The sequence below is a fragment of the Streptomyces sp. NPDC001508 genome (genome assembly GCF_040298665.1).
Lineage (GTDB): Bacteria > Actinomycetota > Actinomycetes > Streptomycetales > Streptomycetaceae > Streptomyces.
Genome location: NZ_JBEPAP010000003.1, coordinates 169581 through 181802 on the forward strand (window position 1 = coordinate 169581; position 12222 = coordinate 181802).

The 12222-nt window shown below is 72.8% G+C and carries 11 protein-coding genes and 1 pseudogene; 4 read left to right on the top strand and 8 right to left on the bottom strand.

Annotated features, from left to right (window positions below; genetic code table 11):
* Positions 1-24: 24 nt before the first annotated feature.
* The 3 genes and pseudogenes from ABT245_RS04815 to ABT245_RS04825 form a co-directional block, all read right to left on the bottom strand.
* A complete protein-coding gene (locus ABT245_RS04815) occupies positions 25-3456 on the bottom strand; it encodes an AfsR/SARP family transcriptional regulator (RefSeq protein WP_351728593.1) in 3432 nt (1143 codons plus the stop codon).
* Between the two features lie 133 nt (positions 3457-3589).
* Positions 3590-3775: pseudogene (locus ABT245_RS04820) on the bottom strand (ATP-binding cassette domain-containing protein); the annotation flags it as partial.
* 62 nt (positions 3776-3837) lie between these two features.
* Positions 3838-4383, bottom strand: coding sequence for a Uma2 family endonuclease (locus tag ABT245_RS04825; protein ID WP_351728595.1), 546 nt, complete (start codon positions 4381-4383; stop codon positions 3838-3840).
* Between the two features lie 133 nt (positions 4384-4516).
* Between ABT245_RS04825 and ABT245_RS04830 the strand changes: the two genes are divergently transcribed.
* Positions 4517-5317 carry a site-2 protease family protein gene (locus ABT245_RS04830; RefSeq protein ID WP_351728598.1) on the top strand — a complete coding sequence of 267 codons (801 nt, stop codon included), beginning with the start codon at positions 4517-4519 and terminating at the stop codon, positions 5315-5317.
* Here the strand turns inward: ABT245_RS04830 and ABT245_RS04835 are convergent.
* The 4 genes from ABT245_RS04835 to ABT245_RS04850 form a co-directional block, all read right to left on the bottom strand.
* A complete protein-coding gene (locus ABT245_RS04835) occupies positions 5307-5519 on the bottom strand; it encodes a hypothetical protein (RefSeq protein ID WP_351728601.1) in 213 nt (70 codons plus the stop codon). The genes ABT245_RS04830 and ABT245_RS04835 overlap by 11 nt on opposite strands.
* Positions 5520-5627: 108 nt before the next feature.
* On the bottom strand, positions 5628-6353 hold the full coding sequence (gene npdG / locus ABT245_RS04840) for an NADPH-dependent F420 reductase (RefSeq protein WP_351728603.1): 726 nt from the start codon (positions 6351-6353) through the stop codon (positions 5628-5630).
* A 39-nt stretch (positions 6354-6392) separates the two neighbouring features.
* Positions 6393-7466 (bottom strand): sialidase family protein, encoded by a 1074-nt coding sequence (locus ABT245_RS04845; RefSeq protein WP_351728605.1) that lies wholly within the window; start codon positions 7464-7466, stop codon positions 6393-6395.
* Positions 7467-7967: 501 nt separating this feature from the next.
* Entirely contained in the window at positions 7968-8198 is a 231-nt protein-coding gene (locus ABT245_RS04850; RefSeq protein ID WP_351728607.1) for a hypothetical protein, read from the bottom strand.
* A 58-nt stretch (positions 8199-8256) separates the two neighbouring features.
* On the opposite strand from ABT245_RS04850, the gene map reads away from it, so the two are divergent.
* Together map and ABT245_RS04860 are read left to right on the top strand one after the other, a co-directional pair.
* A complete protein-coding gene (map, locus tag ABT245_RS04855; protein ID WP_351728609.1) occupies positions 8257-9114 on the top strand; it encodes a type I methionyl aminopeptidase in 858 nt (285 codons plus the stop codon).
* Positions 9115-9243: 129 nt separating this feature from the next.
* The gene (locus ABT245_RS04860) at positions 9244-9891 is read left to right on the top strand and encodes a biliverdin-producing heme oxygenase (protein ID WP_351728611.1); all 648 of its coding nucleotides are present in this window, start codon (positions 9244-9246) and stop codon (positions 9889-9891) included.
* A gap of 256 nt (positions 9892-10147) precedes the next feature.
* Here the strand turns inward: ABT245_RS04860 and ABT245_RS04865 are convergent, their stop codons facing one another.
* Complete coding sequence (locus ABT245_RS04865; RefSeq protein ID WP_351728614.1) at positions 10148-10792, bottom strand: PhzF family phenazine biosynthesis protein; 645 nt, start codon at positions 10790-10792, stop codon at positions 10148-10150.
* A gap of 282 nt (positions 10793-11074) precedes the next feature.
* On the opposite strand from ABT245_RS04865, the gene efeO reads away from it, so the two are divergent.
* A complete protein-coding gene (gene efeO, locus ABT245_RS04870) occupies positions 11075-12208 on the top strand; it encodes an iron uptake system protein EfeO (RefSeq protein WP_351728616.1) in 1134 nt (377 codons plus the stop codon).
* Positions 12209-12222 lie beyond the last annotated feature (14 nt).

Below are 12222 nucleotides of genomic sequence, written 5' to 3' on the forward strand. Positions count from 1 at the left end.
GCGGGCTCCGGTGGGGGGCGCGGATCAGACCAGGGCGATGGCCTCCGCGAGGGAGAGGCCACCGCCCTCGGTGTACGCGGCCTCGTAGGCCGCCTCGTCGAGCACCGCGCGGATGCCGTCCAGGGCCCGCCCGCGCACCGCGCGTTCCATGCCGGCCGGGAAGTGACCGGCCGGCAGCAGCGCGTCGGCAGCGCCCAGACAGCGGGCGGCGTCCGCGGCACGGCTGCCGCCGTCGACCCGGGCCAGGGACACCGCGGCGACGCTCAGATCGATGGACGGCAGCTGCGGCATGATCGCCTGGGCCAGCGGTTCGGTGCACTGCGCCAGCGACGCGCGGATCTTGCCAAGGGCGTCCTCGTGCCGGCCGTCGGCGGCGTCCACCCAGGCTTCCTGGCCGAGCAGCAGGGTGTCGAAGACGATGAAGTGCACCACCTTGGACTCCTCGCGCACCAGCCGGAGTTGTTCGCGCGCCTCGGCGACGCGGCCGTCCGCGGCGAACCAGCCGGCGAGGAAGAGCCGGGCGGCGGGCATCGCCTCGTTGCCGACGCCGTCCTTGCGGGCCAGCACCTCGCGCAGCAGCCGCTCGCCGCGTTCCGTCTCGCCCGCTTCGAGGAGTACCCCGCCGAGCCGGGCGGTGAGGATCGCCACCTGGGCGCGGGCGCCGAGGATTTCGGCGTGCTCGACGGCCGCCTCGAAGTCGGCCGCGGCGGCGCCGAAGTCGCCCTTGCGTTCATGGGCCTCGCCGCGCGCGGACAGCGCCTCGGCGGCGCCCCAGGCATCCCCGAGCCGCCGGTAGATCCCCAGGGCCTCGTCGGCGTCACGCACCGCGTCGCCCGCCCAGGCGGTGCGGTTGGCGCGCATGCCGGCGCGGAGCTGGAGGGTGCTGGCGAGGTTCCAGTCGTAGCCCGGTGTCTCCCGGCAGGTGCGCACGCAGACGTCCAGGATCGTGTGCAGCCGATCGATGTCGCCGGTCAGGATCACGGCGTAGAACCAGATCATTCCGGGGGCGTGACAGGTCTGCGGCAGGCCGGGTTCGTAGGTGCGGGTGATGACGCGCAGCTTCGCCAGGGCCTCGGGGGTCTGCAGGGCGTCCATCTCGCTGTCCATGCAGGCCAGATGGGCGAGATGGACACCGCGCCGGGCTTCGGCGAGGAGTTCGCCGGTCAGCGGGGGCGGGGTCTCGGTGCAGCGCTGCCACACCGGCCGGGCCGGGCGGACGGGTTCGGCGAACGGGTCGGGGCCGAGGGCCATGACCTCGCCGCACCAGTGCCGGACCTCGCCGCGCAGGTCGCGCATCTGCCAGTACCAGACCAGGGAGAGGACGAGGCTCAGGCCCTCCTGCTCGTCGCGGGCGGCGACCGCGTGGCGCAGGGCCGTGCGCAGGTTCTCGTACTCGAGCTCCAGCCGTTGGATGGCCGCGCGCTGGCCCGGGCCGCGCAGCAACGGGTCGGTGGTGCGGGCGAGTTCACGGTAGTACGTCAGATGGTCGCGTTCGGCCCGCGCACGCTGTCCGGCCTGCTCCAGGCGTTCGCCGGCGTACTCGGCGACGGTCTCCAGGAGCCGGTAGCGCATCGCGCCGTCGGGTGCCGGGGCCGCCACCACCAGGGACTTGTCGACCAGCGAGCCGAGCGCGTCGAGGGCGCCCGGGCCGCAGACGGCCTCGGCGGCGGCGAGGTCGCAGCCGCCCGCGAAGACCGAAAGCCGGCGCAGCACGTCCCGTTCGTCGTCGTCCAGCAGGTCCCAGGACCAGTCGACCACGGCCCGCAGGGTCTGCTGGCGGGGCCGTACGGTGCGGCTGCCGGAGGTCAGCAGCCGGAAGCGGTCGTCCAGCCGGTCCGCGATCTGCCGCGGTGTCATCAGGCGCAGCCGGGCGGCGGCCAGTTCGATGGCGAGGGGCAGCCCGTCCAGGCGCCGGCATATCTCGGCGCAGGCCGCCGCGGTCTCCTCGTCGGCCTCGATACGGAAGCCGGGCCGGGCCGCGGCGCCCCGGTCGGCGAGCAGCCGCAGCGCGGCCGGCTCGGACAGCGGCTGCACGGGACGCACCAACTCGCCCGGTACGCCGAGGGGTTCGCGGCTGGTGGCCAGCACGGTCAGCTCGGGGCAGCGCTCCAGGAGCCGGGCCGCCAGCCGGGCCGCCGCGTCCACGATGTGCTCGCAGTTGTCGAGGACGATCAGCATGCGGCGCCTGCCGCAGTGTTCGACCAGCCGGCCGACGGGGTCGTCATGGCGGTCGCCGACGGCCCGCATGCCCTCGGCGCCGGCGCCGTGCAGCACGGTCTCGCGGGCGCCGATCGCGGTGAGCACGGCCTCCGGTACGGCGGCCGGGTCGTCGACGGGCGCCAGTTCGGCCAGCCACACCCCGTCCGGGGTGGTGTGCCGCATGCTTTCGGCGGCCTCCAGCGACAGCCGGGTCTTGCCGGCCCCGCCGGGCCCGAGCAGGGTCACGAGCCGGGCCGCCGCGAGGTCGCCGCGGATCGTCTCGATGTCGCCCTCCCGCCCGACGAAGGAGGTGAGCCGGGCGGGCAGGTTCCCGGGGACCGGCGGGCCGCCGCCCCCGTCGGGTGCCGCGGCCCGCGGCCGCCGGCCGTCCGGGTGCCGTACGCCGGGCGCGGGCCCGTCGGCCGCTGTGCCGTGCGGTGCGGGCCCGTCGGCCGCTGTGCCGTGCGGTGCGGGCCCGTCGGCCGCGGTGCCGTGCGGGGCGGGCCCTGGGGCGCGGCCGGTGTGTTCCCGGGGCCGCAGCAGTTCCGCGTGCAGGGCGCGCAGTTCCGGTCCGGGGTCCGAGCCGAGGCGGTCCGCGAGCAGCCGTCGTACGTCCTCGTAGGCGGCCAGTGCCTCGGCGCCGCGGCCCGCGTCGCGCAGCGCGCGCAGCCGCAGCGCCTGGAGGGGCTCGTCCAGGGGGTGGCCGTCGCACAGGGCGGTCAGCTCGGGCAGCGCCTGTTCGGCGTGGCCGAGCGCGAGGGCCGCGGTGTGCCGGGCGCGCAGGGCGTCCAGGCGCCGGGCGTCGAGCCGGGCCGCCTCGGCGGTGCGGTCGGGCAGGTCGGCGAGGGGCGGCCCCTGCCACAGGGCGAGGGCGTCGTCGAGGACATCGGCCGCCTTGTGCGGGTCGCCGTCGGCGAGGGCGCGCAGGCCGTCGCCGGTCAGCCGTTCGAAACGGTACAGGTCGATGTCGTCGGCCACGGCGGGCAGCCGGTAGCCGCCCTCGGCGGAGGCGACGGCCTCGGCGCCCAGCGCCCGCCGCAACCGGCCCACCAGCGCCTGCAAGGCCCCGGTCGCGTCGGCGGGCGGCTCCGCGCCCCACACCTCCTCGACCAGCAGGCCCACCGGCACGGTGCGGCCCGGCCGCAGCGCCAGCACCGTCAGCAGGGCACGCAGACGCGCCCCGCCGACCGGGACGGGGGTTCCGTCGGTGCGGAGCGCCTGAGTGGTGCCGAGAATGCGATAGCGCACGCCGTCCATTGTCCCCGCAGACGCCAGAACCCCGCCCGCGGGTTTCAGACCCACCGGTCGCCGCCTGCGGCCGGCACGCCCCACCGCCGCCCCCGAAGCCCCGGAACCCCATCCCGAACCGAACCCACACCCACCCGCCCCCGACCACGAGCAGCGGCGCGTGCTGGGCGAGCACCCGGGCGAGCGCGACCCGGGCCCGCTTGCCGCCGCTGAGCGCGGAGAACGGCCGCGGCGCGAGGCCGGTGACCTCCGTCGCCGCCAGCGCCCGGGCCACCGCGCGGTCGTCGTCCGCGGGGGAGGAGGAGTGCGGCGCGCGACCCATTCGAATAATCCGGACAATCCGGACGCCTTACCGGCGTCCCCCGAAACACCAGGATCCGGCCCGCGGGTTCAGACCCGCATGAACTGCGAGGAGTCGAGGACGAGCGTCCGGTCCGCCACGGGGATCTCGATCTCTTTGCCGAACGGTCCGGACTGCGAGCACTGGTAGACGCCGTCCGCCGGCTGGGTCAGCAGCGTCCACGAGGCCGCGAGGACATCGACGATCAGGTACGCGGGAATGCCGCGCAGGGCGTAGTGCTCGGGTTTGGTGCTGTAGTCGCGGTACCTGCTCTCCGGCGATACGACCTCGACGACGAACGGCAGCAGCTCTTCGCTGATCTCGCTCTTCGCGGGATCCACCTGCTCCAGCGGGAGCGCGGAGGCGTCGGGTTCGGGCTTGTAACCCTCCCGGGACGGGACCACGGAGAACTCGCCGACCGGGGTCCAACCCGGCAGCCGTTCCTCGATCTGATTGGCGATCCGCCGAGCCGTTGTGGTGCGTGCATGGGTGACGGGTACCAACGTCAGTCCGTTCTTGGTCAGCCGGAGGCGGGCACTCCGCGGGACCTCCATGGCTTTCTGCACGGACTCGACCCAGCTTTCGGCGATCGTCATGGTCACCTCCACGATCGGCTCGGTTACAGCGTAACGACTACCAGGAACCCGTGCCGGGCCGCAGGACGTTCTCCCTCCGTCACCGGTACGGTCGACCCCGGCCCGTCCGACACGCCTGCCAGGAGACCGCCGTATGACCACCGCCACCACCCGCCGCAGCGACCGGAGGATCAGTCCGGTGTTCCTCGGGCTGCTGGCCGTCACCGCGGTCACCGGCTGGGCCACCTGGACCGGGTTCGCCCACCAGCCGGGCGTCGCCGTGTTCCTGTTCGTGACGGCGGCCTGGATCGTCTCCCTGTGCCTGCACGAGTACGCGCACGCGCGCACCGCGCTGCACAGCGGCGACATCACGGTGGGCGCCAAGGGCTATCTGACGCTGAACCCGCTGAAGTACACGCATGCGCTGCTGAGCATCGTGCTGCCCGTGGTCTTCCTGATCATGGGCGGGATCGGGCTGCCGGGCGGTGCCGTGTTCATCGAGCGCGGCCGGATCCGGGACCGCTGGCGGCACAGCCTGGTCTCGGCGGCGGGCCCGCTGACGAACGTGCTGTTCGCGGCGGTGTGCACGGCGCCGTTCTGGCTGGACGCCCTGGACGGGGTGCCCCGGGACTTCCGGTACGCGCTGGCCTTCCTGGCGCTGCTCCAGGTCACGGCCGCGATCCTGAACTTCCTGCCGGTGCCGGGACTGGACGGCTACGGCGTGATCGAGCCGTGGCTGTCGTCCGGCGTCAAGCGCCAGGTGGAGCCGTTCGCGCCGTTCGGGCTGCTGTTCGTGTTCGCGCTGCTGTGGATCCCGTCGCTCAACGGCGCGTTCTTCGACCTGGTCGACGCGATCCTGCGCGGCCTCGGGATCGACGCGGTCGACCAGTACTGCGGCCACGAGCTGTACCGCTTCTGGCGGGACGGCAACCCGTACTGCGCCATCAGCCCGTGACGGGCGGCCGGCGACCGGCCCTGCCCCGCTTCATGTAGTACCAGCACATGTTGCTGGACAGCCCGGCCAGCAGCACCCAGACGATGCCCAGCCAGCTGCCCTGGACGAACGAGACGACGGCCGCGGCGACGGCGAGGACGCAGACGACGAGGGTGCACAGGGCAAGGCGCCGGGTCGGACCGGGCGGGAGCGGGGCGGGCATCGGATCGGCTCCTGTCGGGGGACACTGCTGGACCGGGTCGAACCTGTCGGACCGTCGGACCCGGTGGACTGTCGGACGCCACCAGTGTCCCCCATGGGCGGAGGTGTCTCACACGTCGGTGACGCGGAGGCCCGCGTGCGCCTTGTACCGGCGGTTGACGGAGATCAGATTCGCGACCAGGGACTCCACCTGGTGGGCGTTGCGCAGCCGGCCCGCGAAGACGCCGCGCATGCCCGGGATCCGCCCGGCCAGCGCCTGCACGATCTCCACGTCGGCCCGTTCCTCGCCGAGGACCATCACATCGGTGTCGATCTCGGCGATCTCCGGGTCCTGGAGCAGCACGGCGGACAGATGGTGGAAGGCGGCGGCGACCCGGGAGTCCGGCAGCAGGGCGGCGGCCTGCTCGGCGGCGCTGCCCTCCTCGGGCCTGATCGCGTAGGCGCCCTTCTTGTCGAAGCCGAGCGGGTTGACGCAGTCCACCACCAGCTTGCCGGCCAGTTCCGCGCGCAGTGACTCCAGCGTCTTGCCGTGGCCGTCCCAGGGCACGGCGACGATCACCACATCGCTGCGACGGGCGGCCTCGGCGTTGTCGAAACCCTCGACGCCGTGCCCGAGTTCGTCAGCGGCGGCCCGTGCGCGTTCGGCGGCCCGGGAACCGATGATCACTTTCTGGCCGGCCCGGGCGAGCCGGTAGGCGAGGCCCTTGCCCTGCGGTCCGGTGCCGCCGAGCACGCCGACGACGAGTCCGGAGACGTCGGGCAGGTCCCAGGGGTCCTTGGCGGGCTTCCCGGCGGGGGTTCCGGTGGGCTGCTGTGCGCTGTCGGTAGAGGTCATGCGGCCGACTCTACGTCCGCGGCCGTCCGCCCACCCCCGTCAGGCGAGCGCCGTGACGGGCACCCGGCGGAAAGTGATCGTCTCGTAGGCGCCGCGGTCGCCGGTCTCGTAGAGGAGTCCGACGGTCGCGGTGTCGATCCGGGCCAGGTCGGAGTAGGCGGCGGGCAGCCCGTCGACCGTGTGCGCGGGGCGCCAGGTGGTGCCGCCGTCGGTCGAGACGCGCACGGTCATCAGGGCGCGGGCGCCGGGGGCGGCGGGACCGGAGCAGAGCAGCAGGTCGGGGTCGCGCAGCTGGAGGACGGCGGCCTGGCAGACGGGCCCGGTCAGGCCCGACTGCGGGCGGAACGGCTTGGTCAGCGTGCGGCCGCCGTCGGCCGAGTGGGCATCGGCGCGGGTGCCGGGCGAGCGGGAGGCGGTGCGGGTGTTGAAGTAGACGCGTCCGTCGGGGAGTTCGGCGGCGCTGGTCTCGTTGGCGTTGATGTGGCCGTCGGTGTCGTCGTCGACGTAGCCGAGGTACCAGCTCGCGCCGTCGTCGTCGCTGAGCAGGCAGTGGCCGCCGTAGTAGTGGGGCTCCGTGCCGGTGTCGTCGCCTGCGGGCGGCAGGGAGTGGTTGGCGGGGACGACGATCCGGCCGGTGCTCAGCCGGAGGGCGTGGCCGGGGGTGGTGGCGTACCAGCGCCAGCCGGGCGGCTTCACCGACGCGGTGATCTCCGTGGGCCCGGACCAGGTCGCGCCGTCGTCGTCGCTGTGCCGCACCCAGACCCGGCGGCCGTCCGCGTCCGTGACCTCGCCGCGCCGTACGGCGTCCTCGGTGGCGTGGGCGGCGGCGCGGACGTGGACGAGCAGGATCCGGCCGGTGCCGAGCACGACGGGGGCGGGGTTGCCGGCCAGGTCGCCGCCGCCCGGCGCGGCGACCTGGAGCGGGCCCCAGGTGCGGCCGCCGTCCGTGGAGCGTTTGAGCACGATGTCGATGCGGCCGTGGTCGTGCGCGAAGTCGCGGCGGCCCTCGCAGAAGGCCAGCACGGTGCCGGGGCGGGTGACGACCACGGCCGGGATCCGGTAGCTGACGTACCCTTCGCGGCCCGCGCGGAAGGGGACACTGACGTCGGTCATGGGCCGGCTCCTCATCGGTCTCGGGCACTGGGCACATTCCCCGGGCCGGGCGAATACGGGGTGAACTCCACGTCACGAGTGACCGGTTGCGACCGGATGCGGTGGCGTGACCCCACCCACGACTGAGATCGCGGGCTTCCTGGACCGATGCCTGAGCACCGTCGCAGACGACCACCCCGCCCCCGTGCACGACGTTCACCACGCCCCCGCGGCCCCGGGCTCCGGCCACGGGCGGGGTGGGTCCGGGCCGCGGCTGCGGGCGGGGTGGATTGGGGGCCGGGTCACGACCGGGCGGGGCGGATCCGGGCCCCGGCCGCGGGCGGGGTGGATCGGGAGCCGGGCCGCGGGCGGGCGGGTGGATTGGGGGCAGGCCGCGAACAGCACGCGACCGCGACTACCGTGCGGGGTGACCCGGGCCCGGGCCGCGGGCGGGCGGGGCGGATCCGGGCCCCGGTCGCGGGCGGGGTGGGCCGGGCCGTGGGCGGGTGGGGGCCGGGGGGGTCAGTTGTTGTTGGGGGGGCGGGTCGCTGGGTCGTGCCAGCGTGGGTCGTTCTCCCACTCCACATTGCGCTCACGGGCGGTCTGCATCGCGTGCTCGGCCTCCGCGCGGTTGGGATACGGGCCGAAGCGGTCCTTGGCCGGGCACTCCGGCCCCTCCTCGACCTTCTTGTGTTCGAGGCAGTAGTACCACTCCCCCGGCTTTCCGACCGTCCGCTTCTTGAACAGGGCCATGACCGGCTCCTTTCGCCAGGGACATGGTCCCCCATGCCCGCTGGTTAGACTCGCTGGCATGTCTGGCCAGTCGCTGCTCGTACCAGGGGAGCTGTCTCCCACCCGTTCGGTACCCGGAAACATCCGCCGCCCCGAGTACGTCGGCAAGCCCGCGCCGACGCCGTACACCGGGCCGGAGGTGCAGACCCCCGAGACGATCGAGGCGATGCGCGTCGCGGGCCGGATCGCCGCCCGGGCCATGGCGGAGGCCGCGAAGATCATCGCGCCCGGGGTGACCACGGACGAGCTGGACGCGGTGGCGCACGCGTATATGTGCGACCACGGCGCCTACCCGTCGACGCTCGGCTACCGCGGCTTCCCCAAGTCGCTGTGCACCAGCGTCAACGAGGTCATCTGCCACGGCATTCCGGACTCGACGGTGCTGCGCGACGGCGACATCGTCAACCTGGACGTGACGGCGTACATCGGCGGGGTGCACGGCGACAACAACGCGACGTATCTGGTCGGGGACGTCGACGAGGAGTCGCGGCTGCTGGTGGAGCGGACCCGGGAAGCCCTCGACCGCGCGATCAGGGCGGTCCGGCCGGGCCGGCAGCTCAATGTCATCGGCCGGGTCATCGAGTCGTACGCCAAGCGCTTCGGGTACGGGGTGGTGCGGGACTTCACCGGCCACGGCATCAACTCGTCCTTCCACTCCGGTCTGATCGTCCCGCACTACGACAGTCCGCACGCGACGACGGTCATGCGGCCGGGGATGACGTTCACCATCGAGCCGATGCTGACGCTGGGCTCGTACGAGTACGACATGTGGGACGACGGCTGGACGGTGGTCACCAAGGACCGCAAGCGGACCGCGCAGTTCGAGCACACGCTGGTGGTCACCGACTCGGGGGCGGAGATCCTGACCCTGCCGTAGCGGCCGGGAGCGCCCGAGGCATCCCGAGAGGCCCGCCCTGCCGGGGCGGGCTTTTTCTTGTACGCTTTTACCGACAGGATGTCGGGAAAGTATTGACTTAGGCAAGGCTAACCTTTGATGATTCTTCCTATGGAGTCCTTCTCGACAGTCATCCGCACCGCGTCCCGCGCCCAGCACATGGAGGCGGAGACCTCTACGTTCATGAGCGCGCTGCTCGGCGGCAGGCTCGGCGTCGACGCGTACGCCCGCTACACCGAGCAGCTGTGGTTCGTGTACGACGCCCTGGAGTCCGGGGCGGAGCGGCTGGCGTCGGACGCCCTGGCCGGTCCCTTCATCCGCCCGGAGCTGTTCAGGCTGCCCGCACTGGAACGCGACCTGGCCCATCTGCGCGGGCCCCAGTGGCGCGCGGGGCTCTCCGCGCTGCCCGCGACACGGGCGTACGCGGAGCGGGTGCGGGAGTGCGCCGCGCAGTGGCCCGGCGGGTATGTCGCGCACCACTACACCCGTTACCTCGGCGACCTCTCCGGCGGTCAGATCATCCGCGACAAGGCGGAGCGGACGTGGGGGTTCGCGAGGAAGGGCGACGGGGTGCGGTTCTATGTCTTCGAAGGCATCGACAACCCGGCCGCCTTCAAGCGTGGCTACCGGGAACTGCTGGACGCGGTACGCGTCGACGAGCTGGAAAAGCAGCGGATCGTCGCCGAATGCCGGGGCGCGTTCGCTTTGAACAGCGCGGTGTTCGGGGCGTTGGGGGCGGAGTTCTCCCTCAGCGCGTAGCGCTCCGCTGGGGGTGCGGTAAAACTGCCTCCGTCACCGGGGGATTGGTTGTCGGGTGCGGGTGCGGGTGCGTTGTGGCTTTTCGCGCCCGCGCGGCGGAGCCGCATATCGATACAGCCCCGCGCCCCTTGGTTCCCTGGGGGACAGCGCGTCCGCTGTTGGGTGCCGCAATCGTTGTGGCTGAGCGCGCCCGCGCGGCGGAGCCGCACATCGATAGAGCCCGGCGCCCCTGTGACTGCGGGGCGCGAGCCCTGGGCTAGCGGTCTAGTTGTACTCGGCCTCCTAGTTCTATCCAGCCTTGGGGTTGGGGGGCCGTCAGGAGTTGGGAGGCTTTGCCCTGGGTTATGTTGAGGGCTCGGTCCAGTCGGGCGGTGAGGAGGAGGGCCGCCGCGCCCGTCGCCTCGTCCTCCTCGACACAGCCGTCCCGGCCAGGGAAGCCGCGGGCGCGGATGCGGCCCGCCGCCTCGTCCTCCCAGGCCCAGGCGTAGATCCAGGCGCCCGGCTCCGGCACCGGCAGGGCGTCGACCTCGGCGGGCGTGGCGTACTGGCGCAGGGTGCGCGGCGGCGCCCACTCCGGACGGGCCTCGATCCAGCTGAACTCGCCGTCCAGCCGGGCGCCCACCACCCCCGCGGGCGTGACCAGTTCGGGCACGTCCAGCAGCCAGGCCGTGCCGACGCAGGGGTGGCCCGCGAAGGGCAGGCGCAGGGTGGGGGTGTAGATGTCGACGACGCCGCGCTCCGGGTCGTCCACGAACACGGTCTTGCTGAAACCGAGTTCGGCGGCGAACGCCTGCCGGTCGCTCCGCTCGGGCAGCACCGAGCCGTCGCGGATCACACCGAGTTCGTTGCCGTAGCCGCCGGTCGGCGCGCAGAAGACGCGCAGCACGTCGTAGTCAGTCACCCGGGCATTCAAGCACCGTCACCGGCGGGCGTCCCCGGCTGCCGCCGCTCGCCGCCTGCGGATCGCGAGGACCGCTCCCGCACCGGAGCCGTCCTGATCACCCCCCGGCCATCGTTTGACCTCTCCATTACCTGCCCTTGGCGTCGGCTTTGAGCCATCGAGATCAAGCCGTGCCTGTGATCTTCCAATGAGAGCTGAATCACCGCTGGGACGGGTATCGGTGAGGGAAGCCTCAGATAAGTTAGGCCAGCCTCACCAGACTGCTTCCCGCTTGGAGCCCGCATGCGCGCCGCCCGCCTCACCGTCACCGCGGCCACAGCCGTGGCCGCCCTGACCGCCCTCACGGCCTGCACCGCGAAGAGCGACGCGAAGGACGGCAACGCGATCCAGGTGACCGCCGCCGACACCACGTGCGACACCTCCGCCACCTCGGTCCCGGCCGGCCAGGTCACCCTCCAGATAGAGAACAAGGGCTCCCGGGCCACCGAGGTGGAAATCCTCTTCCCGGACGACCGGATCGTCTCCGAGAAGGAGAACATCGGCCCGGGCACCAAGTACACGCTGACCGCCGAGGTGAAGGCGGGGTCGTACGAGATCGCCTGCCGCCCGGGCATGAAGGGCCACGGCGTACGCCAGAAGCTGACCGTCACCGGCGGCAGCACCGCCAAGCGGGACCCCAAGCTGGACAAGGCGGTCGCCGACTACCGCCAGTACGCGCAGGACCAGGCCGACCAGACGCTGCCCCGGGTCCAGACCTTCGTAAAGGCGATCAAGGGCGGCGACCTGGAGGCCGCCAAGAAGGCCTACGCCCCCTCCCGCCTCGGCTGGGAGCGCACCGAACCGGTCGCCGAGTCCTTCGGCACCATCGACCCCAAGGTCGACGTCCGCGAGGACGGGCTCGAAGAGGGCCAGAAGTGGACCGGCTGGCACCGCCTGGAGAAGTCCCTCTGGCACGACAAGAAGATCGGCGCCGAGGAGAAGACCCTCGCCGACCAGCTGGTCGCCGATCTGAAGGACTGGCAGAAGCGGGTCGGCACCGCGGAGATCACCCCCACCTCCATGGCCAACGGCGCCAAGGAACTGCTCGACGAGGTCGCCACCGGCAAGGTCACCGGCGAGGAGGACCGCTACGCGCACACCGACCTCGTCGACTTCAAGGGCAACGTGGAGGGCGCGCAGAAGGCGTACGAACTGCTCAAGCCGGTCGCCTCGGCGAACGACGCGGCACTGACCGGGGAGTTGGACAAGCAGTTCGCGGCGCTCGACGCCCTGCTCGACAAGTACCGCTCGGACAAGACCTCCTACGACTTCGTCCCGTACGACAAGGTCACCGAGGAGCAGCGCAAGGAGCTGTCGGACGCGGTGAACGCGCTCGCCGAGCCGCTGTCCAAGCTCGCCGCCGCGGTCGTGAAGTAGTCAGGGGGGACGAC